Origin of the sequence: Cognatundibacterium luofuense (assembly GCF_018139685.1) — a bacterium.
In the GTDB taxonomy this organism is placed as follows: domain Bacteria; phylum Pseudomonadota; class Gammaproteobacteria; order Burkholderiales; family Burkholderiaceae_D; genus Undibacterium; species Undibacterium luofuense.
Genome location: NZ_JAGSPN010000006.1, coordinates 1 through 25,902, shown reverse-complemented (window position 1 = coordinate 25,902; position 25,902 = coordinate 1). Strand labels below are relative to the sequence as shown.

The window sequence follows — 25,902 nt, the reverse complement described above, 5'->3', positions numbered from 1 at the left end:
GAGAACAGGACTAAAACGGTGCTTCCCTTCGCTGGCATTATCCAGATCAGGTTCGAGGGTATTTCTCACCCGCCGCAATGCGGCAGGACCCCTAGCAATCACGCATTGCGGGTAGCAATGCGCGCCGAATTATAACGGGAATTTTCAGAAGAGAGTCAGACTTATGCACAATTCATGTGCGATTTATTTGCACTTCACGGGAGTCAGCGATGCTGCTGTGCAGTATCAGTGTGGTTCAAATTGTGCAAAACCGGTTGCTTCAAAACGGGCAGGCCCATGCACTTCCGCCATTTCCACCATGCCGGTTTTAATTGCTGCAGCCAGATCCTGTTCCAGTACCTGAATCATGGCTTCAGAACGGGTTTTCAGACCGGCGATACCGTAAGCACGGTTACGTCCGTTCGCTTTACCCAGATACAACGCCATATCAGCGATCTGCAATGCTTTTTCCCAGCCACAAACCGATTCATCCAGACCAGCAAACGGCAAGGAAATAAAGCCCGCCGTCACGGTGACCTGAATTTTACGGTCACCTGCCTGTATCTGGGTTTCACCAATCGCATTCAGCACACGCTCGACAAGCACGGCAATTTGGTCCGGTGTGGCATGCGGGGTAAAAATCAAAAATTCCTCACCACCCCAGCGCAATACCATATCGGATTCACGCACAGTTTCCCGTAAGCGACGGGCGACTTCAATCAGCACCGCATCACCGGCGGCATGGCCGAGGATATCGTTGATTTGTTTAAAGTGATCGATATCCATCAGAATCAGGCCGTCCGGATATTCGATACGGGCTTCGCGTCGCTCCGTTTCGGTTTGCTGAGTGCGCTTCTTCATCAGATCGACAAAAGAGCGGCGATTGAACAACCCGGTCAGCGGATCACGCACGGCATGAAATTCAAGCTGACTGTTGACTTCCACCAGCTTCTGATTCACGCGCTGTACCCTGCGGTACAACAAGTAAACGAAGACACCGGCCATGAGCGCAATCACAACTCCAAGCGCCATCACGACTTGCTGTAAACGACGATTGTGCAACTCCGCATCTTTCAGATCATTTTCCCGTGCCAGCAATTCAATTTTTTTCTGGCGCTGATCAGCATGGAACTGTTCCTGCAAAGCAGCGACAGCCTTGGCACGGTCTGAGCGGAATAATTCTTCGGATAATTTTTGCTGCTGACGCACGGTCGCCAGTGCTTCTTTGTACCAGCCGTTGCGCTCGTACATACCTGCCAGCTCACCAAGGATCGCTTCTGCGTCAACCTTCTGATCGGAATCAATCAGCGGTTTCAGCACCAGTTCGATCATTTCCGCACCTTGCTGCACCTTACCCTGTCCGCCCAGCGCCAGCCCGATATTCACGCGCGCCACTACAGCAGATGCTTTATCACTGAGTACTTCTGCTTTTTGCAAAGCTTCACGCGAATACTGTTCTGCCTTTTTGTAGTCGTGTTTGCTCAGGTAGTAATCACCGATATTTGCCAGACACAGCAATTCAAACAGAGGCATTGATGCTTCACGGGCGATTTTCAGGGTACGCTGATATGCCTGCATCGCCTCATCATTTTTCCCTTGCAATGACAACGCGAAACCTTCGCTCATCGATAAGGATGCATAGGTTTTCGGCGCACGTGCCAGCGGAGAAAGCTCCAGCGCTTCATGAATTGTCGCCAGCGCTTTTTCGGGATCTTTCATGTTCGCATACAACTTGGCGAGCGCATCCAGCGCATAAATCCGGCGCTGCATTTTACGGAATACAAGATCATCGGTTTTTTTCAGCGCATCCAGGTAATAACGCTGTGCCGATTCAAAATTTCCGGTCTGGTAATACGCAAGTCCAAGCGCACTGCTGAGACGGAAGCGGACTTCCGGCTCAATTCTGGCGGACATTTTTTCTTCGAGATTTTTCAGCAGCTTCAGCGCCTGTTGCGGATGACCGGATTCCATGATTTCACCGGCGCGCATGATATCGGCGATCATCAGCGCATTATCGTCGCCCATTTCTGCAGCCAGTTGCTGGAGTTCCCGCATCATTTCATCGGAAACCTGCACTTTGCCAGCGTCATAATACAATCCGCTGAGCGCCCTTAATGTTTCCAGTTTGACACGCTTGCTGGTTTTATCGTTTTGCTCCGCCTTGAAGGCTTCGAGCTGCCGCAGGGCTTCCTGATTATCGGAATCGGCCAGCGTCACGATTTCGGTAATCCGTGCAATGCCTTTTGCATCATTTGCCCGTGCGGATACCGGCAGTTGCAGAGCAAGCGCCAGCATCAGAACAGAAATTCGACGGGAAGTAACAAAATGATCAGACATAAAACACGTTTCTTTATGAGCAGAGCCCGCACCAGTAAAGGTGGCAACCTGACACGACTTTTACACAAAGTATTGACGTGAAACTGCACAGGAAAGTCCGTCCTGTGCTATCAGGAAAAATGCTAATAGCATCACTTTAATGGTAAAAACCGTTTTCCGGCGATAAAACTGGCTTTCCCAAGGGTTAATTTCTGCAAACCATTGTAATTAGTTGTTACGAATCAACAATAAAAACAGTTCAGAAACCACTTACTCCGCTACCCGGCATCCCGAGGTAATGAACGCCTCCCGGTCATTCGCGGGTCACACCGGTAAAATTTCGCCGCCCTTTCCCGATTTTGCGGCGGGCGGGCTGCCCTCTCATTTATAATCAACGGTTTAGCACACTAAACAACAGATCATCATGGAATTAGCGAAATCTTTTGAACCTGCCGATATTGAAAAGCACTGGCGTGCCGAATGGGAAAGCCGCGGTTATTTTGCCGCCACCATGGATGATGCCAAACCGTCTTTTTCGATTCAGCTGCCGCCACCGAATGTGACCGGTACGCTGCACATGGGCCATGCATTCAACCAGACCATCATGGATGGCCTGACCCGCTACTACCGTATGCGCGGCCATAACACTGCCTGGATTCCGGGCACTGACCATGCCGGTATCGCTACCCAGATCGTGGTGGAACGCCAGCTGGATGCACAAAAGATTTCGCGCCATGATCTGGGCCGTGAAAAATTCCTGGAAAAAGTCTGGGAATGGAAAGAAAAATCCGGTTCAACCATTACCGGTCAGATGCGCCGTATCGGCGCGTCCGCTGACTGGGACCGTGAATACTTCACCATGGATGCAGAGCGCTCCAAATCGGTGACCGAAGTATTCGTGCGTCTGGTGGAACAAGGTCTGATTTACCGTGGCAAACGTCTGGTGAACTGGGACCCGGTACTGGGCACAGCCGTATCCGATCTGGAAGTGGTTTCCGAGGAAGAAGACGGTTCCATGTGGTATATCCGCTATCCGTTTGCGGATGGCAGCAGCTACCAGTTCCCGGTCGCATTTGATGAAGCCGGCAATGCCACTGAGTGGGAAGACCGTAATTACATCGTAGTTGCAACCACCCGTCCTGAAACCCTGCTGGGTGACGTCGCGGTCGCGGTGGATCCTACCGATACCCGCTACAGTGCGCTGGTTGGCAAACTGCTGAAACTGCCACTGACAGGCCGTGAAATTCCGGTGATTGCTGACACCTATGTGGATAAAGCTTTCGGTACCGGCTGCGTGAAAATCACACCGGCACATGACTTCAACGATTACGCCGTCGGTCAGCGCCATCAGCTGGAAATGATTTCCATCCTGACGCTGGATGCCAAAATCAGTGACAACGCGCCGGAAACCTACCGCGGCATGGATCGCTTCGAAGCCCGTAAGCGCATGGTTGCTGATCTGGATGCACAAGGCTTGCTGGCTGAAGTCAAACCGCACAAACTGATGGTGCCGCGCGGTGACCGTACAGGCGTCGTGATTGAACCGATGCTGACCGACCAGTGGTTTATGGCAATGAGCAAACCGGCACCGGAAGGCACTTTCTTCCCGGGTAAATCGATTGCTGAAGTCGCGCTGGAAAAAGTGAATAACGGCGAAATCAAATTCGTACCGGAAAACTGGACAAATACCTATAACCAGTGGCTTAACAATATTCAGGACTGGTGTATTTCCCGTCAGCTGTGGTGGGGTCATCAGATTCCGGCATGGTACGGCGATAACGGCGAAGTTTTCGTTGCACGCAATGAAGCCGATGCACGCGCTAAAGCCGATGCAGCCGGTTATCAGGGCAATCTGAAGCGTGACGACGACGTACTGGACACATGGTTCTCGTCCGCACTGGTTCCGTTCTCCACACTGGGCTGGCCGGAACAAACACCGGACATGCGCCACTTCCTGCCATCGTCAGTACTGGTGACCGGCTTTGACATCATTTTCTTCTGGGTGGCGCGTATGGTCATGATGACCCTGCACTTCACCGGTCAGGTACCGTTCAACACTGTGTACGTACACGGTCTGGTGCGTGATTCCCAAGGTCAGAAGATGTCGAAGTCCAAAGGCAATACTTTAGATCCGATTGATCTGATCGACGGTATTCAGCTGGAAGATCTGGTTGGCAAACGTACTGTGGGTCTGATGAATCCGAAACAGGCAGCCAGCATCGACAAAGCAACCCGTAAAGAATTCCCGGACGGCATTCCTGCCTATGGTACGGATGCGCTGCGTTTCACGATGGCCAGCTACGCTTCGCTGGGTCGCAATATCAACTTCGATCTGGGTCGCTGCGAAGGCTATCGCAACTTCTGCAATAAGCTGTGGAATGCCACCCGCTTCGTGCTGATGAATACCGAAGGCAAAGACTGCGGTTTTGGTGCCGACATCACCGATGCTGATCTGTCTTATTCCGACGCTGACCGCTGGATCATTTCCACCCTGCAGCGTGCGGAAATGGAAGTGGAAAAAGGCTTCGCCGACTACCGTTTCGACAACATCGCTTCTGCCATCTACAAATTCGTCTGGGATGAATACTGTGACTGGTATCTGGAAGTCGCTAAAGTACAAATTCAGACCGGCAGCGAAGCACAGCAGCGTGCGACCCGCCGTACCCTGTTGCGCGTGCTCGAAGTCGTACTGCGTCTGGCACATCCGGTGATTCCTTTTATCACCGAACAGTTGTGGCAAACCGTTGCACCGCTGGCAGGCAAAACCCTGAAAGCAGATGGCGATACCATCATGCTGCAGCCATTCCCGCTGCCGGTGGCAGAAAACATCAGTGAAGAAGCTGAAGGCTGGATGGCAGCACTGAAATCGATGACTGACGCCTGCCGTAATCTGCGCGGTGAAATGCAACTCTCGCCTGCTCTGCGTGTGCCACTGTTGCTGGAAGCGTCGAATGCTGAAGACAAAGCCCGTCTGCTGTCATTCGCTCCGTATCTGCAGGCACTGGCGAAATTGTCCGAAGTACAGGTGCTCGATACGCTGCCGGAATCCCCGGCCCCGGTATCCGTGGTCGGTACTTCGCGTCTGATGCTGAAAGTGGAAATCGATGTGGCGGCAGAACGTGAGCGTCTGAGCAAAGAGATTGCCCGTCTGGAAGGTGAAATCGCTAAAGCGCAAGCCAAACTGGGCAATGAAAGCTTTGTGGCCCGTGCACCGGCTGCGGTTGTCGAGCAGGAAAAAGCCCGTCTGAGCGCGTTCTCGGCGACACTGGATAAGCTGCGTGAGCAGTTCTCCCGTCTGCCAGCTGCGTGAACCGCACAGTTAAAGCCTGAGCTCTAAAAATTTGTACGTGGTGATTAAATTCACCACGTACAATCCTGTCACATAAAGCTGCTTTTTTGACAGGAGACAAAAATGAAACGTATTACCCTGCTCGCGGTTCTGAGTGCTGTTCTGATCGCTCCCTTCGCCCACGCAGACGATACCCCGGTTGGTCTGTGGAAAAATATCGATGATAAAACCGGCAAGCCAAAAGCCCTGATCCGTATCACCGAAAACGGTGGCGAGTACAAAGGCAAAATCGAAAAACTCTTCCTTGAACCCGGCGCGGACCAGAATCCGAAATGCACCGAATGCGACGGCGCAAACAAAGACCAGCCAGTCATCGGCATGACCATTCTGTTTGGCCTGAAAAAAGACGGTGACGAATACAATGGCGGCAAAATTATCGACCCAGCCAATGGTAAAACTTACAGTAGCAAACTGACCGTGGTGGATAACAATAAAAAACTGAATGTACGCGGCTACATCGGTACACCTTTCCTCGGTCGTTCACAGACCTGGGTACGTGAGCAGTAAATTGGCAGCACCGGATTAGTACGCCGGATCGCCATCATCGATGAAAACAAAGGGAGCAGATGCTCCCTTTTTTTGTTTGCCTTGCAAGTCCGTGCCATTAGCAAGAGTAAGCATACCAGTCGAAAACATGAGCGTCTGAAAAGCCGCAGATTGTCAGACAAAATCAGCATCCCGAATTCATCTGACTTGATATACATCATTATGAATTAAGCCTATAGGAATACGATGAATGTAACAAAGTTTTCTTAACTGAAAGAAATGAGAAACTGATTGCGTACATCATTCGTACAGCAAAGTTTCCGCTTTTTTCACCATGCAATCCTGACTGATTTTATAGGAGTCGTTATGCAAGTTGAACATCATCCCCTGGCAGCTGAATTCCCTGAACACAAAGATGCGATTCATCATCTGAAAATGAACAATGCGCATTTCGCAAAACTGTTCGGCGAATATGACGACACAGACAAAGCGATTGTTCGCGCAGAAACCGGTGTTGATCATTTGGGTGACGCGGATCTGGAAAATCTGAAAAAAGTTCGCATCAGCCTGAAAGACCAGTTATTCCATATTCTGCAAACTGCAGGAAACGCCTGATACTTCAGGCAGGCGGATACCGGAAACGCGGTATCCGCTTTCTTTTACCGGGGTTCCTGTCCCGGCTCTTTCTGTCCCTCCGTTTGACATCGCAGTACTTGTTGTGAAGACTTGCCCGGCCGAAGCACGGCATGGCAGTTAAGCCAGAACCCTTCGCCACACGCAATACCACCTTACCCCGGCAGAAAGAACCGCAACCGGTTCATATTACGCATGGTCCGATGACGGGAACATTCAGTGCGTAAAGCTTTGACTCTGTATCCGGGGCTGACCATGAAGTTTAAGCATTTGAAAATCAGTACACGACTGGCATTGTGTTTCGCCGGCATTCTGGCGTTGTCCTTTTTTGCCACGGCGATTGCCCAGTGGCGTCTGCAGCAAACCGCTGAACAAACCCGCCAGATGATGGAACAACCCATCGCAAAAGAACGCCTGATTTCCGACTGGTACCGTTACATTCAGGTCGGCGTACGTCGTACATCAGCGATCGCCAAAAGTAACGATACTTCGCTGGTGACTTTCTTTGCCGATGATGCGGCCGTGACCTCGCGCAAAGCATCTGAAATGCAAAAATCTGTGCAGGACATGCTGAGTAATGACAGCGAAAAAACGGTGTTCGACGCGATTGCAGCGGAACGTAAAATCTATACCGCCGCCAAAGATGAGATCGTTGCCGCCAAAGAAGCGGGTGATACGATGAAGGCAGAAAAGCTGATCGAAACCGTGTTTCTGCCTGCAGCCAACCGTTATCAGGCCAAAGTGCAGGAATTGCTGGAGCTGCAGCGTACCAATATGAATCAGCTGGCACTGAATATTCAGCAGCATTATGAAAGCAGCCGCTGGATACTGGCCAGCCTGTCGCTGGCAGCCTTACTGTGCGGCGCTTTATTCACCTGGCTGCTGGCGCGTAATCTGCGCGGCGAACTCGGGGGCGAACCTGCGTATGCAGCCGATATCGCCCGCCGCATCGCCAGCGGTGATCTGGCAACCGAAGTCATGCTGCACGACAGTGACCGCGACAGCTTATTATTTGCGATGAAATCGATGCGCGACAGTCTGGCGGAAATCGTCAGTCAGGTACGCGCCGGTACTGAAACTATCGCCACCGCATCTGATCAGATTGCAGCCGGTAATATGGACTTGTCCAGCCGCACCGAAGCGCAAGCCAGCGCGCTGGAGCAGACTGCGGCCTCGATGGATGAACTGAATTCCACTGTCAAACAAAATGCCGACAATGCACGTCAGGCGAACTCTCTGGCCGGATCAGCATCCAGTGTCGCGCAACGCGGTGGTGATGTGGTCACGCAGGTGGTGCAAACCATGCACGGCATCAACACTTCCGCTGGCAAAATCACGGAAATCATCAGTGTGATTGATGGCATCGCATTCCAGACCAATATTCTGGCGCTGAATGCTGCAGTTGAAGCTGCGCGCGCCGGTGAACAGGGTCGCGGGTTTGCAGTAGTCGCCACCGAAGTCCGTAATCTGGCGCAGCGCAGTGCGGCGGCTGCAAAAGAAATCAAAGCGCTGATCAGCGATTCTGTCGATCAGATTCACGCTGGCGGTAAACTGGTGGAAGAAGCCGGTACGACCATGCAGGATATCGTGCACAGCGTGCAGCAGGTTGCCAGCATCATGGCGGATATTACCCATGCCAGCGAAGAACAGAGTCTGGGCATTGCGCAAGTGAATCAGGCGATTCTGCAAATGGATAACACCACGCAGCAAAACGCCTCGCTGGTGGAAGAAGCCACGACTGCCTCGATTTCCATGCAGGATCAGGCCAAGGCGCTGGCGGATATGGTGGCGGTATTCCGTCTGGATGCGCAGCGGGCTGATCAGCATGCGCGTCAGAGTGCGCAAACCTATCAGATGAAAAAAGCTGCGGCACGTCAGCAGCATCTGGATAACAGCAACAGCGCTCGCCCGCTTGCGCTGCGCAGCAATGGTCGCGGTCGCGAAGCTGCTTAAGACTTCAGGCATCAGGGCTGGCGGCAGAACGTGCTGCCAGCCTTTCGGACTTACTTCCCTCAGTTTCCCCGCCAAAAGCTTTCCGGTGCCTGTCAGCAGCCCCAAAACAGCAAAAAATGGCTCAAATGCGGAGTTCAGCATAGCGATCCGGCGGTCGTCGGCAGAAAGTCTGGCTGTCACAAAATCACAGATGACGATTTCTGCATGACCGGAAGAAAAAAACGATGCCAGTGCATCGTTTTTTTATGTGGCGACTCTGTACAAGGGCGTGTTCCGCTCAGGTCTTGCCAGTTTCAGACACGCTAAACGCCGCAGCCAGCCTCAAATGCGGCGTTCAGCACAGAAAATAACGGGCTTTTGGCGGACGTCCGCGAAAACAGTGGCGCTCCGGCCTGCCTGTTTTACGGCCCGATGCGGATTCTTGCACAGTACAACTGAGGACTCAGGCAGCAATCACTCTGCGCGGACGAAATACCTGGGTATCGGCGTAAAACGCGCTGTCCTGTCCCTCCCACCAGCCGGGTACGCCCAGTACCGGCAGCGGATGGTAATCCTGATTCAGCAGCGGTGCCTGCTGCAACTGTTCACACATAGTGCCGTCTATCCACTGACGGCGCTGCGCATGGCTGAGTTGCCAGTAGGTGGCCGGTGCACGCAGTACACGGGTGTGGGTGGTGATTGCTTTGTACGGCGCAACCAGCTTTTCCATCAGCGCATGGCCGAATGCCCACAGCTCTGCATGCTGCAGGAACCAGTCGCGCTGGGTCAGCAGACATGTACTCCACGCATGCTGACGCCAGGCTGCAATCCAGTCATCGCCAGCTTGCCCTTCCGCCACCACCAGAATCGCGGCGTTTTCGTCGAAGATGGTAGCGGCATCACGTGCAGGGCCACGGGATTTACCGATACCCAGCGCGACGATCTGTGCCGCCTGCAGGGCATTCAGTATTTGCTTGGTACGCGGAAAACTGAGCCAGACCAGCGCATTGAAATAATCGTGCAGATTGGAACGGGTCGGCACGCCGCCGGTAGCGCTGATATGCGCTTCGTAAGCCGTGCCTTCCGGCAAATCTTCCTGTGCGATGAAATGCAGCGGCAAATCGCGGTGGTTACGCAAACCAGCCTGCTGCGCCGCCTGATTCAGGCAGGCGCGCCAGTCGCTGCGCTCACGAATCAGCGCAGCAGCGTCCTGTATGCTGTGCAGCCACGGACGCTGCCAGTCAATCACACTGTAAAAATCATCCTGCGTCACAGCTTAAGCCTGATGCAATTTCCAGGAGATCTGTTCACCCTGATTCAGCGGCACGATTTCAGTTTCAGCAAACGGCAGCGCATCCGGAATCTGCCATTGTTCGCGGCGCAGCGTGACCTTGCCTTCATTACGCGGCAAGCGGTAAAAATCAGGACCAAAGAAGCTGGAGAAGCCTTCCAGTTTGTCCAGTGCACCTGCCTGATCAAACGCCATTGCATACAATTCCATCGCATGCAGCGCGGTGTAGCAACCAGCGCAACCGCAGGCATGTTCTTTCATGCCACGGGCATGCGGCGCGGAATCGGTACCGAGGAAAAAACGCGGGCTGCCGGATGTCGCTGCCTTCAGCAAAGCCAGACGATGGGTTTCGCGTTTCAGTACCGGCAGGCAGTAATAATGCGGACGAATGCCGCCTTTGAAAATTTCATTGCGGTTATACAGCAAATGATGAGCGGTAATCGTCGCCGCAATCGGGCCTTCCGCTTCCGCCACATAGCTGGCGGCATCGCTGGTAGTGATATGTTCAAACACCACGCGCAGTTCCGGCATGGCTTTGCGCAGCGGCTGCATCACTTGCTCGATGAACACTGCTTCACGGTCAAACAAATCGATGTCAGCGTGCGTAACTTCACCGTGCACCAGCAAAGGCATACCGACTTCCTGCATCACTTCCAGCGTTTTATAGCATTTCTTCAGGTCAGTCACACCGGCATCCGAATTGGTGGTGGCACCGGCCGGATACAGTTTCACCGCATGCACCAGACCGCTGTCTTTGGCGCGACGGATTTCATCGCCCGGCGTGTTATCGGTCAGATACAGCGTCATCAGCGGCTCAAACTGCATGCCTTCCGGCAGCGCAGCCAGAATACGTTGACGGTAAGCCAGCGCCTGCTCGGTTGTTGTGACCGGCGGTTTCAGATTCGGCATCACAATCGCGCGGCCAAACTGGGCAGCGGTATGCGGCAACACGCTGGCCAGTGCTGCGCCATCGCGCAGATGCAAATGCCAGTCGTCAGGGCGGGTAATCGTCAGGGAATCAGGTGTGAGGGTCATGATGCGCGGCTTTCTTGAGTCAGACAATAGGCGGCATTGTACCTGCCGTCACAGTGCGAGCAAAGCAAAGCCGCCATGACTCAACGCAGACAGCCGTTTGTCTTGCCGGATCGCAAATAAAAAAAGCTGATCCGCAAGGGATCAGCTTTTTCATTCTGCTGAAAAGTAAAATCAGCGCGATCAGTGTGTGATGATTTTCGCCAGGAAGTCACGTGCGCGTTCAGAACGGGCATTGTTAAAGAATTCATCCTTAGCGCAATCTTCAACAATCTTACCGGCATCCATGAATACGATACGGTTGGCGACTTTTTTCGCGAAGCCCATTTCATGTGTAACCACCATCATGGTCATACCTTCCTGCGCCAGCCCGACCATTACATCCAGTACTTCGTTAATCATTTCCGGATCGAGTGCCGATGTCGGTTCATCGAACAGCATCGCGACCGGGTCCATCGACAAAGCACGGGCAATCGCCACACGCTGCTGCTGACCACCGGATAATTGTCCCGGGAATTTATCTTTGTGTGCCAGCAAACCGACACGGTCGAGGTATTTCAGGCCACGTTCAGTCGCTTCATCTTCGGAACGTCCGAGCACTTTCACCTGCGCCAGCGTCAGATTCTGGCGAATCGACAAATGCGGGAACAGTTCAAAGTTCTGGAACACCATCCCGATATGGGAACGCAGTTTGGACAAATTGGTTTTCGGATCGGTGACAGACTGGCCATTGACGATGATCTCGCCTTTTTGTACCGGCTCCAGACCATTGACCGTTTTGATCAGCGTCGATTTACCGGAACCGGACGGACCGCAGACCACCACTACTTCGCCTTTGGAAACCGAGGTTGTGCAATCGGTCAGTACCTGAAACTGACCATACCATTTACTGACGTTTTTAATTTCGATCATTCTTATCTCCTTCATTATGTTTGCCCGGCGCTGTGGCAGCCTGAGCGCAATTCGGTATCAACGGATAATCGCAATCCGTGCATGCAGTTTCTTCACCATGCTCGACAGGCAGAAGCACATGATGAAATACACGACGGCAGCAAAGCTGTACATTTCCACCAGACGTCCGTCACGCTGCGCCACTTTGGCTGCGGAACCGAAGAAGTCTGCAATCGACAGAATCGATACCAGCGACACGTCCTGAAACAGCACGATGGTTTGCGTCAGCAATACCGGAATCATGTTACGGAATGCTTGTGGCAGCACGATATGCGCCATGGTCTGCCAGTAATTCATGCCCATTGCGTAACCAGCCCAGATCTGACCGCGCGGAATGGACTGAATACCGGAACGCATAATTTCGCAGTAATACGCAGCCTCAAACATCACGAAGGTAATCAGGCAGGATGCAAACGCGCCAACCTGTACCGGTTCGTTACTGCCGGTCAGCCATGCACCGATAAATGGTACGAGGAAGTAAAACCAGAAAATCACCAGCACCAGCGGCACCGAACGCATCAGGTTCACATAGCCGGAGGCAATCAGATAAATGATTTTATTACCGGACAAGCGCATCATCGCCAGTAGCGTACCGAAAATGATGCCGCCGGTCATGGCCAGCAAAGTCAGTTTCAGTGTGAACACCATGCCGACCTGGAACAGGTAAACCCAGGAGCGCTGAATTACATCAAAGTCAAAATTTCCCATGCTTCGCTCCCTTATTTCGCACTACCGGCAGCGATAAAGCCCGGCACACGCAGCGTTTTTTCCAGCAGATTCGACAGCAGAATCGCAATCACCGACACGATCAGATAAATCAGGGTTGCTGCGCTATAGGCTTCAAACGTTTGAAAGCTGAATTCCTGCATAGAACGCGCACTGGCGGTCAGCTCAATCAGACCAATCGACAATGCAACGGAACTGTTTTTGATGATCGCCGCCACTTCATTGGTCAGGGACGGAATAATGATGCGGAATGCCATAGGCAACAGCACATAACGATAGGTTTGCGGCAGTGTCAGTCCCAGTGCCACGCCCGCCATACGCTGGCCGCGCGGCAAAGCCTGAATACCGGTTGACACCTGTACCGCAACACGGGCAGATGTGAAAAAGCCAAGACTTAATGCAGCAGTGATAAACGGTGCATTCGGCATTTGCTTCAGTGCATCGCCCCAAGCCGTCGGCAGCACTTCAGGAAAAACGAAGTACCACATAAACATTTGTACGATCAGCGGAATGTTGCGGAACAATTCCACATAAGCATTCGCCAGACGCACCAGCCATTTGTTCGGTACGGTACGCAGCGTACCGATCACCAGACCGATCAGCAGCGCGATCACCCAGCCAGTACCTGCAGTCGCCAGCGTCCATTTCAGGCCGGCAAACAAAGAGTCCAGATAGGTTCCGGCTCCATCCGGCGCATCTTCAAAAAAGATATTCCAGTTCCAGTTGTAATTCATCATCACCTCCTCAGACATCTGCTTCACCGTTTTCAGGGCGAACAAAGCCCCGGACGGCGTTACAGCATCCTAAGTAAAACGGGAGGCGAGTCCACCCCCCGTTTTTTTGAATTGTCTTTTGCGCTGACGCGCTCAGACTTTATTTTTTGCTTTTCTTGAGTACGGCTTTTTGTGCTTCCGGTACCACTGCGTAAGCAGAAGGCTCACCGGAATCCGTTGGCTTGGCGATCACCGCTTTTAACTGATCAGACATCGGCACATTCAGCGTGATGCCTTTTGGCGGAATCGGTTGCATGAACCATTTGTTATAAATCTGATTGATATCGCCGGAGCGCATCAGATTCGCCACCGCTGTATCGACTGCTTTTTTGAATGCAGGGTCATCTTTACGCATCATGATGCCGTAAGGCTCAACCGACAGCGCTTCTTTGCTGACTTCGTAGTCCGCCGGGTTTTTGGATTTTGCTGCATGCGAAGCCAGCAGAATATCATCCATCACCCACGCCACTGCACGACCAGTTTCCACCATCAGGAATGCTTCCGCATGGTCTTTCGCTGTCAGGATGTTGATGCCCAGATTCTGATCTGCATTCAGTGTCGTCAGTTGCTTCAGATTAGCAGTACCGGAAGTAGACACCACCGATTTGCCTTTCAGATCTGCCAGTGTTTTGATGTTGGCGGATTTTTTGGAAAGGATACGGTTTGCCGTCACGAACGTTGTCGGTGCAAATGCAACCTGCTTCTGACGTTCCATGTTGTTCGTTGTGGAACCGCACTCCAGATCAATCGTACCGTTCGCCATCAGAGGAATACGGGTCGCAGAGGTCACCGGATTCATTTTGACTTTCAGTTCGCTCATACCCAGGGAATTGCGAACCTGACCAACTACTTTCATACAGATATCGATCGAGTAGCCCTGATAGGACTGCTTGTCATCCAGATAGGAAAACGGATCAGAAGAGTCGCGCACACCCAGCGTGATCACGCCGGTTTCTTTAATTTTTTTCAGTGTGCCACTTTCCTGTGCGGACGCTGCACCGGCAATCACACCTGCACCTACCATCACAGCGAGGATTTTCAACAATTTCATACTGTCTCCTGATAATGAACCGAGAAAAACTTAAACACCAGTTTAACAAAAGCTGTTTTCAACAGTGCCCTCATCAGGCCCGAAAGCCTAAGTAAAAACACGTAAAACCAGCGCATTTTTCAGTAAATCGCACAAATTTACAACATTCTGTTTGCGCTTAATCAGCAACTTTATCGGTTGGGAAGCGAATCGTATCGCGCAGCAGGTAATTCATCGGCATATTCAGCACCGTGTTTTTCGGTGGAATCGGTTTTTTAAACCATTTGTCGTAGAGCTTGTTAATTTCACCGTCTGTCATCAGATGCGAAATTTCTCTGTCAACCAGATCTTTAAATGCACGATCATCTTTGTGGATCATCATACTATAAGGCTCCATCGACAACGGTTCACCAACGACCACATACTTTTCAGGGTCTTTTGCAGTTGCACGGAATCCGAACAGCAATACGTCATCCATCGCAAATGCATCCGCCTGAAATTTTTCAACCATGCCAAACGATTCAGCGTGATCATTCCCCTCCATCAGCCGCACATTCAGGCTACGTACACGATCACGCTCTGTCAGCAGCTTAACCGTCGTGGAACCGCGTGTCGTCACCACTTTTTTATCTTTCAGATCAGTCCAGTTTTTAATACCGGAATCTGCACGCACAATCATACGTGTCGTCGAAAAGAAATGAGGAATCGTGAACGATACCTGTTTGCGGCGCTCCGCATTATTGGTGGTAGAGCCGCATTCAATATCTGCCTTACCGTCCATAATCGCCTGAATACGATTATTTGAACTGACTGGCAAATAATTCACCTTCAGATTCGGCAATTTCAGTTCTTTCTTAATTGCGTCAGCGATTCTCAGACAAATGTCCACAGAATAGCCTGTCGGCTGCTTTGCTCCTTCGGGAATATAAGAAAACGGCACAGAGCTCTCGCGGTGTGCAATCGTCAGGGTTTGTGTTTCTTTGATACGCGACAAGGTATCTGCCGCACCCGCCAGACCAGAAATACTGCTCGTTAGCAGTAAAAGTGCCACGCTGCAGGCACGTCCGAAACTCACCTTCATAACACCTCCTAATTCTAAAAACGCTCAGGATGGTAATGACATACGGCAACAATTGAAATAGCGTTTAAGCACGGTTACAAAATTTCGTTCCGGATTCGTTATCTGAAACTTAATTTACATGAACAATTCACTAACTTTGCCAATAAAAAACCCATCATCCGCTGTGCTTATACTCAGCTTAGATGATGGGTGATTGATTTGCCACTCAACAAAGCGGCATATCTTTACTGATTATGGATACAGACCACGCACTTCACGTGCCTGCAGTACACGGGTACATGCAATCACGAACGCTGCCGTACGCAGGGAAGTGTTTTTCTCTTCAGATACCTGCCATACAGAACTGAATGCTTCCGTCATAATGCGGGTCAGACGCTGATTGATTTCTTCTTCAGTCCAGAAATAACTGGAGAAATCCTGCACCCATTCAAAGTACGACACAGTCACACCACCGGCATTGGCGATCACATCCGGCACAACCAGCACGCCTTTGTCGCGCAGAATGTCGTCCGCTTCCGGTGTGGTCGGACCATTTGCACCTTCCAGAATAATTTTTGCGCGGATCTGATCTGCATTACGCACAGTGATTTGCTGTTCCAGCGCAGCAGGAATCATGATGTCGCAATCCACTTTCCAGAAATCTTCCGGTGCCATCGTCGCTTCGATACCTTCGAAGCCGGCAACGCTGCCGTGACGTGCAACGTGATCCAGCAGTTTTGGCACATCCAGACCGTTGGAATGGAAAATCGTGCCACCGTGATCCTGTACAGCAACCACTTTTGCACCTGCTTCTGCAAACAGACGTCCAGCGATACCACCCACGTTACCGAAACCTTGTACGGCAATTTTCGCACCTTCGATGTTCATGCCGCGTTTTTTTGCAGCTTCACAACCAACGACGAATACACCACGGCCAGTCGCTTCACGACGACCCAGACTACCGCCCAGAGAAATCGGCTTACCGGTCACAACACCAGTCGATGTGCGGCCTTCGTTCATGGAGTAGGTATCCATCATCCACGCCATGGTTTGCTCGTTGGTATTAACGTCCGGAGCAGGAATATCTTTATCCGGGCCAATGATGATACCGATTTCCGAAGTATAACGACGCGTCATACGCATCAGTTCGCCACGGGACAGCGTTTTCGGATCAACACGGATACCGCCTTTTGCACCACCGTAAGGAACGTTGACTGCGGAGTTCTTAACTGTCATCCATGCAGACAATGCCATCACTTCAGACAGAGTCACATCCTGATGGAAGCGCACGCCACCTTTGCCCGGACCACGGGAAGTATTGTGCTGAACACGGTAACCTTCGAAGTGCGCGATAGTGCCATCGTCACGTTCAATCGGCACATCCACTACCAGAATACGCTTAGGGCGTTTCAGTGTTTCCACCCAGCGCGACAGATTGCCGAGGTAAGGTGTAACACGGTCGATTTGTTCGAGGTAAACGCCCCACGGACCTGTTTCGGTCGGGTGCAGATAAGATGGGATCGCATGCTGACTGGACATAATACGGCCTCCTGAATATTCAAATAATGTGCTTTGATATGTTTTGGTGCAAAAATTTCCGTGACGCACCAAAAAGGTGACGCATGGTAGCGCCACGCTCAGGATTTCAGCCAATGCTTTGTTTGCATCTAACTATGCATTTTTTGCATAGTTAGATGATTGGTCTGCTTGAAACCAAATTTTTCCTTTTATCTCAGACTACTTCTCCGTGCTTTATTCTGTCTCGCACCACGATTTTCAGCTGCTATCTGCTCAAGATACTCCCACAAGCGTGACACAAGTGGTTTTCCCGGGCGCTGAATCGATGGTCGTTCACGGTAGAGACGGATCTCCATTGTCACTTCCCATTCCGCACCGTTCTGGTCAGCGCGGGCCAGCTGTTTTTGCTTCAGTTCGCGGGTCACGGCAGACTCCGGCAGAAAGGCAACACCCATTCCTTTCAGCGCCATCATTTTCAAACCTTCCGCCATATCTGTTTCATAACGCTTATTCAGATGTAAAGGCTGTCGTGCATCATTCATAATCAGATCAACCATACGCCCGAGATAGGCATTGTTTGCATATGCAAGAAATGGCAAAGGCTGATCTTCGGTACCGGGGAACAAGAATTCAGGCTGGCCATCACGGTCACATCGGGTATAAGGCCTTAATGCCTCGGTACCCATGCTGATCATGTCGTACTGACTCGCGTCCAGTAACAAGGGCTGACGCGGATGGTGATAACACAGTAGTAAGTCACAACCGCCTTCCACCAGAGTCATCACAGCATCGTGTACATTCAGTGCCAGCAAACGGCTGTTGATATCACCAAAAGCATCTTCCAGTTCATTTAACCATCGCGGCACATAAGTCAGCGACAAAGTATGCGGAACGGCAAAATCCACTGTGGTTTGCGGGCTGGCACGTTTTCCGCGTAACAGCGCCCGTGCATTATTAATTTGCCCGAGCATCGCCAGTGCCTGCTCATAAAAAATTTCACCTGCATGTGTCAAACGAGTCGGATATGACGTACGGTCAATCAGATCACTGCCAAGCCATGCCTCCAGCGACTGAATGCGGCGTGAAAATGCCGGTTGCGTTACATGCCTGAGTTCTGCAGAGCGACTGAAACTTTTAGTTTCTACCAGCGAGACAAAGTCCTCCAGCCATTTGGTTTCCATCGTCTTCGTCCTTTACGCTATCTGCAGGCCACTGACCGCGGACTGCTTATCCGCATCGTCATCTTCGGGCAATCCGCTTTGCTGACGCTCCCACATTCTTGCATACAGACCACGCAATGCGAGCAACTCGTGATGGGTTCCGCGTTCGGTGATTTCCCCTTTATCCATCACCAGAATCTGATCCGCATCTGCGATTGTTGATAAACGGTGTGCGATGACCAGTGAAGTCCGGTGTTTCGCAATTTCTTTTAACTGCGCTTGTATCATTTGCTCGGAATGAGAATCCAGCGCCGAGGTCGCTTCATCCAGAATCAGTACAGGCGGATTTTTCAGCAGCGTACGTGCAATCGCAACCCGCTGTTTTTCGCCACCCGACAATTTGAGTCCACGCTCACCAACCTGTGTCTGATATCCGTCAGGCAGAGACATGACGAAATCATGAATATACGCAGCTTTAGCAGCTGCGATGATTTCATCTTCGCTCGCATCCGGACGTCCGTATGCGATGTTATAAGCGATTGTGTCGTTAAATAAAACCGTGTCCTGCGGAACAATGCCAATCGCACTGCGCAGACTGGCTTGAGTCAGCTGTCGAATGTCCGTTTGTTGCAAACGGATACTACCCTGCTGGATATCATAAAACCGGAACAGTAAGCGGGCGAGCGTAGATTTACCCGAACCGCTGTGTCCGACCACTGCCGTTGTTTTCCCAGCCGGAATCACAAAACTGATATCCGATAAAATCTGGCGCTTTTCATCATAATAAAAATAAACATGATCAAACCGGATTTCAAGTCCCTGCTGCGTGACTGACTGTAACGGCTTTGCATCAGGTTCATCGGCAACCTCACGATTCTGATCCAGCAACGAAAACAGCTTCTCCATATCTGCAAGGCTTTGCTTAATTTCACGGTACAGCACACCCAGAAAATTCAGCGGTACATAAAGCTGCAGCATGAAAGCATTCACCAGCACCAGATCACCAAGACTCATCGTTCCGTTCATGACACCTTGCGTGGCGCGCCAGAGAATCAGCGTTACGGCGATTGCGATGATGACGGACTGTCCGCTGTTCAGCATGGACAATGAGCTTTGCGCGCGCAATGCAGCACTTTCGTATTGCTGCAATCCGTCGTCATAACGTTTCGCTTCATATTCTTCGTTACTGAAATACTTCACTGTTTCGTAGTTCAGCAAAGAATCGATCGCCCGCGATTGTGCCTTTGAATCCAGTTCATTCATTGTCCGGCGAAAACGTGTACGCCATTCAGTCACTGAAATTGTGAACGTAATATAAGAAACCAGTGCAACAAAGGTAATGCCGGAGAACCAAATATCATAATGAGTCACCAGATACAGCAATACCAGAGAAATTTCCAGCAAAGTCGGAAAAATACTGAACAAGGCATATGACACCAGTGAAGAAACAGCACGTGTTCCTCGCTCAATATCCCGGGTGACTCCACCAGTCTGACGACTCAGATGAAAGCGTAACGACAACGCATGTAAATGACGAAATACTTTCAGAGCAATCGTTCTGACCGCACGCTGAGTAACACGGGCAAATACAAATTCGCGCAATTCTGTAAATACAGTTGTTGAAATCCGCAGCGCACCGTAAGCAACTAACAAACCGGCAGGCAGTACAATGACGGCAGCGGGATTTCCCGGCGCCACCGACATCGCGTCCACCAGATGTTTAAGCACCACGGGTACGCCGATATTCGCGAGCTTCGCCCCTACCAGCAGACACAAAGCGAATATCACCCTTGCTTTGTACGCCCACAGGTAGGGCAGTAATGTTTTAACTGTGGTCCAGTCACCTCCACCCTGTGCGGAGGCTCTCTGGTCGGATGAAGATATTTCTCTGCGTCTCATAAATGTCCTGAATAACGAATTGTGAACTTGCCGGAAAAACATTTCCCCCGGCAGTTCAAATCCTGTGCGGGTAACGGCCATTCTGCCGGTCGCATTCGTTCTGCGCTATGATGTCCGGAAAGTGAATCCGGCACAGTCATTGCTTATGAAAAATGACAGCGTTTTCTGTCGTTTTTCTCATTAAAAGTCTGCATAGCGTTGATGCTGTCTGTTTGAAATTGTAACGTTTTAAGGAAGTCCCGATGTCTGAATCTGTACAAACCACCCTCCCTAACCGCATGCCTACGCTGCGAGTCATGCCTATGCCGGCAGATGCAAACATCCATGGAGACGTGTTTGGTGGCTGGATTATGTCGCAGGTCGATATTGCCGGTGCGATTCCTGCAGCACGACGCGCCAATGGCCGTGTAGCAACCATTGCGGTGAATTCTTTCCTGTTCAAACAACCTGTTTTTGTCGGGGACTTACTGTCGTTTTACGCTGATATCGTGCGCGTCGGCAAAACTTCTATCACTATCTCTGTCGAAGTATACGCCGAACGTAACCGCTTGCAGGCTGAAACTGTCAAAGTGACTGAAGCAACGCTGACCTACGTTGCCACTGACGAACAACGCAAGCCACGTCAGATTCCGGTACTGGACGCGATTTCTCAGCAAGTCTGACATGGCATCGCGCCGCGTCTTTATGCAGCGCTTGCTGCAGCTGAGCTCGCTTGCAGCTTTGTCGCATGCGTTTCCCGGTTATGCCGCTGAAAAAAGCCAGGCGTATCCATTCACTCTGGGCGTTGCATCCGGCTCTCCGCGCAGCGACAGCGTTGTTTTATGGACGCGCCTGCTCGCAGATGCACTGAGTACGACACCGCTGGCAGCAGTACCACTGAAAGTATTGTGGGAAATTGCCGAAGATGAGCAATTCCGCCAGATAGTAAATAAAGGTGAGGTCACTGCTTTACCTGAACTGGCGCATAGCGTGCATGTAGAGGCGACAGGTCTGAAGCCGGGACGCTGGTACTGGTACCGGTTTATGCATGGTGATGCCGTTAGCCCGGCCGGTCGCACACGCACAACGCCGGAAGCCGACAGTATGACGGCTTGCAAAGTCGCACTGGCATCCTGCCAGCACTGGGAATTTGGTGAATTTGCAGCGCACCGGCACATCGCAGCCACACATCCTGACCTGATCGTTTTTAACGGAGACTACATTTATGAATGGGGTCCGTACGATCTGAAGCACCCGGCACAACCGCGTCGTCGCGACATCGAAAGTTTCACGCTGTCAGAGTACCGTGCGCGTTACGCTCAGTACAAATCCGATCCGCACTTACAAGCCGCCCATCTGGCTGCGCCCTGGCTGGTGACCTGGGATGATCATGAAATCGCGAATGACTATGCCAATGACCGTGACGAGCGACTGGATCTGCGCTTTACTGAAAGGCGTGCTGCGGCGTATCAGGCATTTTACGAACACATGCCTGTACGCCTGCAACAGGCAATACCAAAGGGCAATGAATTCGCTGCGCTGAGAATCTACGATCGCTGTGACTGGGGAAGACTCATTCGCTTCCATGTTCTCGATGCACGTCAGTACCGGAGCTACCAGGCTTGCACGCCGCATCAGCGCGGCGGATCTGCGATGATTTCACCGGGCAACTGCAGTGATCTGCGCGATCCTACCCGCACTATGCTGGGTTATGAACAGGAGCAATGGCTGTCGCGAGGACTGGCCAAGTCAACGGCTCGCTGGAATACAGTCGTTCAGCAAACGCTGATGGCGCAGTGTCGCCGCCAGAATGTCGTAAACCCGGCAAACAACACCAGTGATTTCAAAGTCTGGACCGATGGCTGGGATGGCTATCCGTTAGCGCGCCAGCGGCTGCTGCAAAGCCTGCAATCCAGCAAAGCACAGAATCCGGTGATCTGGTCAGGCGATGTTCATACCTTTTATGCCGCCAGTCTGCGCGCGGATTTTAATAAATCGGTTTCAGCGGAAAATCCGGTACTGGCATCCGAGTACTGCGTCACATCGGTGACATCGAATTCCATGCCACAGGAAGAAACCGAACAGTTGGTCGCACATAATCCGCATCTGCATTTTGGTCGTAGTGATGCACGTGGTTTTATTGTTGCTGATTTCAGTGAACACCGTATGCAGGTACAAATGATGGCTTTACAGGATGTCAGCAAAGCAGACAGCGGTGTCAGCGTACTCAAAACCTTTATCACCGAGGATGGAAAACCCGGTGTGATTGCTGCGTAATCAGCGTCACACCGGCTGTTTATACCCACAACCGAGAAACCGGTGTAATCTGAAGTTGCATAAAAAAAGGAGACCGTGGTCTCCTTTTTCATTACCGCAAATGCCTCACAGTAAATGCTTTTTATGACGCTTTTTTATCACGCAGTTCGCGGCGCAGAATTTTACCGACATTAGTTTTCGGCAAATCCATACGGAACTCGATGTACTTCGGTTTTTTATAGCCTGTGAACTGTTGCTTGCAATAATCCATCATCTGATCCACGGTCAGATTCGGATCTTTTTTCACCACAAACAGTTTTACTGCCTCACCGGAGTTTGCATCCGGTACACCGATACAAGCACATTCCAGTACACCCGGATGTTGCATGACAACTTCTTCGATTTCATTCGGATACACATTAAAACCGGAAACCAGAATCATATCTTTCTTACGATCCACGATCTGTGTATAACCGCGGAAATCCATAATGCCCACGTCACCGGTTTTAAAGAAACCGTCCGGTGTCATGACTTTTTCGGTTTCTTCCGGACGATTCCAGTAGCCAGCCATCACCTGCGGTCCGCGAATCGCAATTTCACCTGCATGCCCCAATGGCAGCGGATTGCCATCGTCATCCAGAATCGCCAGTTCAGTGTTCGGCAAAGGCAAGCCGATGGTGCCAGTGTATTCTGTAGAATCTGGCGGATTGCAACTTGCCACCGGCGATGTTTCCGATAAGCCGTAACCTTCGATAATGGCGCAACCGGTCATCTTGAACCAGCGTTCCGCAACTGCACGTTGCACCGCCATACCACCGCCGATACTGATTTTCAGGCCGGAGAAATCCAGTGATGCGAAATCCGGATGATTCATCAGGCCGTTATACAGTGTGTTAACAGCCGGAAAAATATTAACACGGGTCTGACGCAATTCTTTAATAAATCCCGGAATGTCACGCGGATTCGGAATCAGCAAATTCATTGCACCGATACGTGTTCCGAGCAAACTGCAGGCTGTCAGCGCAAAAATATGGTAAAGCGGCAATGCACAGACAAAAACCTGGGCTTCGTTTTCATGCCCTTTCAATGCCGGAGCCAGCCACGCATCGACCTGCAAAACATTCGCGACGATATTGCGATGCTGCAGAGTTGCACCTTTTGACACGCCAGTCGTACCGCCGGTGTACTGAAGAAATGCCACATCAGTCGCATCGATACTGACCGGTTTAAAACTGAATTGCTGCGCTTCTGACAGCATAGTGTTAAAACGAATCGAACCGGGCAATGAAAAAGCCGGCACCATTTTCTTCACACTGCGCACAACAAAATTAATCAGGCTGCCTTTCAGCAAGCCATGCAGATCACCCATGCTGGCAACAACCACATGGCGCAGACCTGTTTTGGAAATGACCTGCTGCAATGTCGATGCAAAATTTTCCAGAATGAAAATCGCTTCAGCACCGGAATCATTTAACTGATGCTCGAGTTCGCGCGGTGTGTACAAAGGATTCACATTCACCACGGTGTAACCGGCGCGAAGAACCGCAGCCATGATCACCGGGTAATGCAGTACGTTTGGCATCATAATGGCAACGCGCGCACCCTTTACCAGACCTTTACTCTGCAACCAGGCACCAATGCGCAGCGATAACTGATCTACTTCGCGGTAAGTAATACTTTTGCCCATACACGCATAGGCTTTGCGCGCTGCAAAGCGCCGGAACGAGTCTTCCAGTAATGCGACCAGCGACTGATACTGATCGACCTGCACTTCGGCAGGGACCTCTTTCGGGTAGGATTTGAGCCAAAACTTATCCATTGTTCTCCTCGTCGCTGATTATTGGTACTAGTGATAGTAAACGGCAGAAAAGCATGACCGTTCGTTTTAAAATTTGTCTTCCCCAAGGGGCGATGCTAGCGACTTCATGCATGCAAGGCAAGCACGTTCACCAAAAACTGACGGTCGGCTCTAACATGTGCACTGTTTGCGCAATTGCTGTGCGTTAAGCTGCCTTGTTTAGGGGAGTAACGTAGGACCATTACCGAGACGATGCGCTGAATTCCGTTGCTCCAGTTCCAGTATCGCCGCAGAATGATCTGCATCCGGCTGATGTTGTAACAGCTTAGCAAAAATATCTGACACCATTTCGGTGACGGGTAAGGCAACGCCAGCATCTTCTGCTGCTGCAAGAATATTCTGCATATCCTTATGTTGTGTTCTGACTTTGCCACCTGGCAGAAAACTGCGGTCCAACATACGCTGCCCATGCACTTCCAGAATGCGACTTTCGGCGAATCCGCCGCGTAAAGCAGCGCGAACCGCCGCAGGATCCGCACCTCCGGCCTGCGCCAGTAATAAAGCCTCCGCCACAATTTCTATTGTGCCGCCGACGATCAACTGGTTACACAACTTTGCCAGCTGACCACTTCCATGACCGCCTACACGTACTGGCCGACCGAATACACTAAGCAGGCTTTTCATACGCGCAAACACTTCTGCATCGCCGCCTGCCATCAATGCCAGCGTCCCATGCTCTGCACCGATGACACCGCCGGATACCGGACAATCCAGCATCTGTACACCGGCATTACGAAGCATGGCTGCAATTTCCACCGCCTCACTTTGTTTAGTCGAACTCATATCGATCAGCACCATACCCGGATGCAGGTATGGCAGCAGACCGTGAACGATTTCCAGAACAGCCGGCCCTGCATCCAGCATCGTAATCAGCACCTGTGCCTGCCAGTCCTGATCTGACACCAGTGTTTCCGGCATACTCACAGCTCCGACACCGTATTCCTGCAATGCTGCAGCTTTAGTATAAGTTCTGTTCCATGCACGCACAGAATACCCATGTATCGCAAGACGACGCGCCATCGGCGCCCCCATTAATCCGGTTCCGATAAAGCCAATTGCAGGTAATGATTGTGCGTTTTCCATCCTGATCCTTATTAAATACAGCAAATCCAGCCAGTACTGTTTCGCCGCAAAGTACCTCAGCACTCACACGGGAGCCTGTACCGGGATTGTGATAGTCTACTGATTTTTCTCATTCGGGTCAGAAAATGCAAAAGCGTTTTATTCAACTATCGCTGATCAGCCTGCTGACAGCAGTATCAGCCAGCAGTCATGCCGTCGACAGCTTTTCCGGTGAATTTGCCTCCGGCAACAAATCCCAATTTGTGCGTGCCGGCTTGCAGTGGAACTGGGATCAGCAATGGCTGAAATCTAACAGAAGTTTTGTTGGCGGCTACTGGGATGCAACCCTGACACAATGGCGCAATAATGCTTACAACGGTGTTAATGGCGATACACAGAACATTACGGATATCGGTTTCACCCCGGTTTTCCGCTGGCAGCAAAACAACCGCAAAGGTCTGTACGGCGAAGCTGCCGTGGGCGTGCATTTGTTCAGCCATGTGTATAACAATAACGGCCGCCGTTTTTCAACGGCGTTCCAGTTTGGCGATCACCTCGGTGTCGGCTATGTGTTCGACAACGGGCTGGACGTTGGCCTGAAGGTGCAGCATT

The 25,902-nt window shown here is 51.3% G+C and carries 20 protein-coding genes and 1 riboswitch; of the genes, 7 read left to right on the top strand and 13 right to left on the bottom strand.

Going from position 1 to position 25,902, the window contains the following annotated elements:
• Window positions 1-6 precede the first annotated feature (6 nt).
• Window positions 7-103: riboswitch (TPP riboswitch) on the bottom strand.
• A gap of 122 nt (window positions 104-225) precedes the next feature.
• Window positions 226-2,316 carry a tetratricopeptide repeat-containing diguanylate cyclase gene (locus KDM89_RS09480; protein WP_212687707.1) on the bottom strand — a complete coding sequence of 697 codons (2,091 nt, stop codon included), beginning with the start codon at window positions 2,314-2,316 and terminating at the stop codon, window positions 226-228.
• 403 nt (window positions 2,317-2,719) lie between these two features.
• Here KDM89_RS09480 and KDM89_RS09475 point away from each other — a divergent pair, with 403 nt between their 5' ends.
• The 4 genes from KDM89_RS09475 to KDM89_RS09460 all read left to right on the top strand — a co-directional run bounded on the left by KDM89_RS09475 (window position 2,720) and on the right by KDM89_RS09460 (window position 8,716).
• Window positions 2,720-5,605: a valine--tRNA ligase gene (locus KDM89_RS09475; RefSeq protein WP_212687706.1), complete on the top strand. Its 2,886-nt coding sequence runs from the start codon at window positions 2,720-2,722 to the stop codon at window positions 5,603-5,605.
• Between the two features lie 102 nt (window positions 5,606-5,707).
• On the top strand, window positions 5,708-6,151 hold the full coding sequence (locus KDM89_RS09470) for a DUF2147 domain-containing protein (RefSeq protein ID WP_212687705.1): 444 nt from the start codon (window positions 5,708-5,710) through the stop codon (window positions 6,149-6,151).
• 345 nt (window positions 6,152-6,496) lie between these two features.
• Window positions 6,497-6,745, top strand: coding sequence for a YdcH family protein (locus KDM89_RS09465; protein ID WP_212687704.1), 249 nt, complete (start codon window positions 6,497-6,499; stop codon window positions 6,743-6,745).
• Between the two features lie 237 nt (window positions 6,746-6,982).
• Window positions 6,983-8,716: a methyl-accepting chemotaxis protein gene (locus KDM89_RS09460; RefSeq protein WP_329604646.1), complete on the top strand. Its 1,734-nt coding sequence runs from the start codon at window positions 6,983-6,985 to the stop codon at window positions 8,714-8,716.
• A 442-nt stretch (window positions 8,717-9,158) separates the two neighbouring features.
• On the opposite strand, the gene KDM89_RS09455 is transcribed toward KDM89_RS09460, so the two are convergent.
• The 10 genes from KDM89_RS09455 to KDM89_RS09410 all read right to left on the bottom strand — a co-directional run bounded on the left by KDM89_RS09455 (window position 9,159) and on the right by KDM89_RS09410 (window position 20,135).
• Window positions 9,159-9,968, bottom strand: a complete 810-nt coding sequence (locus KDM89_RS09455) for a DUF3025 domain-containing protein (protein WP_329604645.1) — start codon at window positions 9,966-9,968, stop codon at window positions 9,159-9,161.
• Window positions 9,969-9,971: 3 nt separating this feature from the next.
• Window positions 9,972-11,021: a dihydroorotase gene (gene pyrC / locus KDM89_RS09450; protein ID WP_212687703.1), complete on the bottom strand. Its 1,050-nt coding sequence runs from the start codon at window positions 11,019-11,021 to the stop codon at window positions 9,972-9,974.
• Window positions 11,022-11,201: 180 nt separating this feature from the next.
• Window positions 11,202-11,930: an amino acid ABC transporter ATP-binding protein gene (locus KDM89_RS09445; RefSeq protein WP_212687702.1), complete on the bottom strand. Its 729-nt coding sequence runs from the start codon at window positions 11,928-11,930 to the stop codon at window positions 11,202-11,204.
• A gap of 57 nt (window positions 11,931-11,987) precedes the next feature.
• The gene (locus KDM89_RS09440) at window positions 11,988-12,677 is read right to left on the bottom strand and encodes an amino acid ABC transporter permease (RefSeq protein WP_212687701.1); all 690 of its coding nucleotides are present in this window, start codon (window positions 12,675-12,677) and stop codon (window positions 11,988-11,990) included.
• A gap of 11 nt (window positions 12,678-12,688) precedes the next feature.
• Window positions 12,689-13,429 (bottom strand): amino acid ABC transporter permease, encoded by a 741-nt coding sequence (locus KDM89_RS09435; protein ID WP_212687881.1) that lies wholly within the window; start codon window positions 13,427-13,429, stop codon window positions 12,689-12,691.
• A gap of 139 nt (window positions 13,430-13,568) precedes the next feature.
• Window positions 13,569-14,519: a transporter substrate-binding domain-containing protein gene (locus KDM89_RS09430; protein ID WP_212687700.1), complete on the bottom strand. Its 951-nt coding sequence runs from the start codon at window positions 14,517-14,519 to the stop codon at window positions 13,569-13,571.
• 157 nt (window positions 14,520-14,676) lie between these two features.
• On the bottom strand, window positions 14,677-15,579 hold the full coding sequence (locus KDM89_RS09425; RefSeq protein ID WP_212687699.1) for an amino acid ABC transporter substrate-binding protein: 903 nt from the start codon (window positions 15,577-15,579) through the stop codon (window positions 14,677-14,679).
• 231 nt (window positions 15,580-15,810) lie between these two features.
• Window positions 15,811-17,097, bottom strand: a complete 1,287-nt coding sequence (locus KDM89_RS09420; RefSeq protein ID WP_212687698.1) for a Glu/Leu/Phe/Val family dehydrogenase — start codon at window positions 17,095-17,097, stop codon at window positions 15,811-15,813.
• A 188-nt stretch (window positions 17,098-17,285) separates the two neighbouring features.
• The gene (locus KDM89_RS09415; protein ID WP_212687697.1) at window positions 17,286-18,257 is read right to left on the bottom strand and encodes a LysR family transcriptional regulator; all 972 of its coding nucleotides are present in this window, start codon (window positions 18,255-18,257) and stop codon (window positions 17,286-17,288) included.
• A gap of 12 nt (window positions 18,258-18,269) precedes the next feature.
• Window positions 18,270-20,135, bottom strand: a complete 1,866-nt coding sequence (locus KDM89_RS09410) for an ABCB family ABC transporter ATP-binding protein/permease (protein WP_212687696.1) — start codon at window positions 20,133-20,135, stop codon at window positions 18,270-18,272.
• A gap of 242 nt (window positions 20,136-20,377) precedes the next feature.
• Between KDM89_RS09410 and KDM89_RS09405 the strand changes: the two genes are divergently transcribed.
• On the top strand, window positions 20,378-20,797 hold the full coding sequence (locus KDM89_RS09405; RefSeq protein ID WP_212687695.1) for an acyl-CoA thioesterase: 420 nt from the start codon (window positions 20,378-20,380) through the stop codon (window positions 20,795-20,797).
• Window position 20,798: 1 nt separating this feature from the next.
• The gene (locus KDM89_RS09400) at window positions 20,799-22,391 is read left to right on the top strand and encodes an alkaline phosphatase D family protein (protein WP_212687694.1); all 1,593 of its coding nucleotides are present in this window, start codon (window positions 20,799-20,801) and stop codon (window positions 22,389-22,391) included.
• Window positions 22,392-22,512: 121 nt separating this feature from the next.
• On the opposite strand, the gene KDM89_RS09395 is transcribed toward KDM89_RS09400, so the two are convergent.
• Window positions 22,513-24,189: a long-chain-fatty-acid--CoA ligase gene (locus KDM89_RS09395; RefSeq protein ID WP_212687693.1), complete on the bottom strand. Its 1,677-nt coding sequence runs from the start codon at window positions 24,187-24,189 to the stop codon at window positions 22,513-22,515.
• Window positions 24,190-24,387: 198 nt separating this feature from the next.
• On the bottom strand, window positions 24,388-25,311 hold the full coding sequence (locus KDM89_RS09390; protein WP_212687692.1) for an NAD(P)-dependent oxidoreductase: 924 nt from the start codon (window positions 25,309-25,311) through the stop codon (window positions 24,388-24,390).
• Window positions 25,312-25,436: 125 nt separating this feature from the next.
• On the opposite strand from KDM89_RS09390, the gene KDM89_RS09385 reads away from it, so the two are divergent.
• On the top strand, window positions 25,437-25,902 hold a 466-nt coding region (locus KDM89_RS09385), incomplete at its 3' end, for an acyloxyacyl hydrolase (protein WP_212687691.1).

Bases quoted from the DNA above. Each gene is read 5' to 3' on its own strand.
- KDM89_RS09480 (WP_212687707.1), bottom strand. From the start codon at position 2,316: ATGTCTGATCATTTTGTTACTTCCCGTCGAATTTCTGTTCTGATGCTG.
- KDM89_RS09475 (WP_212687706.1), top strand. From the start codon at position 2,720: ATGGAATTAGCGAAATCTTTTGAACCTGCCGATATTGAAAAGCACTGG.
- KDM89_RS09470 (WP_212687705.1), top strand. From the start codon at position 5,708: ATGAAACGTATTACCCTGCTCGCGGTTCTGAGTGCTGTTCTGATCGCT.
- KDM89_RS09465 (WP_212687704.1), top strand. From the start codon at position 6,497: ATGCAAGTTGAACATCATCCCCTGGCAGCTGAATTCCCTGAACACAAA.
- pyrC (WP_212687703.1), bottom strand. From the start codon at position 11,021: ATGACCCTCACACCTGATTCCCTGACGATTACCCGCCCTGACGACTGG.
- KDM89_RS09445 (WP_212687702.1), bottom strand. From the start codon at position 11,930: ATGATCGAAATTAAAAACGTCAGTAAATGGTATGGTCAGTTTCAGGTA.
- KDM89_RS09440 (WP_212687701.1), bottom strand. From the start codon at position 12,677: ATGGGAAATTTTGACTTTGATGTAATTCAGCGCTCCTGGGTTTACCTG.
- KDM89_RS09435 (WP_212687881.1), bottom strand. From the start codon at position 13,429: ATGAATTACAACTGGAACTGGAATATCTTTTTTGAAGATGCGCCGGAT.
- KDM89_RS09430 (WP_212687700.1), bottom strand. From the start codon at position 14,519: ATGAAATTGTTGAAAATCCTCGCTGTGATGGTAGGTGCAGGTGTGATT.
- KDM89_RS09425 (WP_212687699.1), bottom strand. From the start codon at position 15,579: ATGAAGGTGAGTTTCGGACGTGCCTGCAGCGTGGCACTTTTACTGCTA.
- KDM89_RS09420 (WP_212687698.1), bottom strand. From the start codon at position 17,097: ATGTCCAGTCAGCATGCGATCCCATCTTATCTGCACCCGACCGAAACA.
- KDM89_RS09415 (WP_212687697.1), bottom strand. From the start codon at position 18,257: ATGGAAACCAAATGGCTGGAGGACTTTGTCTCGCTGGTAGAAACTAAA.
- KDM89_RS09410 (WP_212687696.1), bottom strand. From the start codon at position 20,135: ATGAGACGCAGAGAAATATCTTCATCCGACCAGAGAGCCTCCGCACAG.
- KDM89_RS09405 (WP_212687695.1), top strand. From the start codon at position 20,378: ATGTCTGAATCTGTACAAACCACCCTCCCTAACCGCATGCCTACGCTG.
- KDM89_RS09400 (WP_212687694.1), top strand. From the start codon at position 20,799: ATGGCATCGCGCCGCGTCTTTATGCAGCGCTTGCTGCAGCTGAGCTCG.
- KDM89_RS09395 (WP_212687693.1), bottom strand. From the start codon at position 24,189: ATGGATAAGTTTTGGCTCAAATCCTACCCGAAAGAGGTCCCTGCCGAA.
- KDM89_RS09390 (WP_212687692.1), bottom strand. From the start codon at position 25,311: ATGGAAAACGCACAATCATTACCTGCAATTGGCTTTATCGGAACCGGA.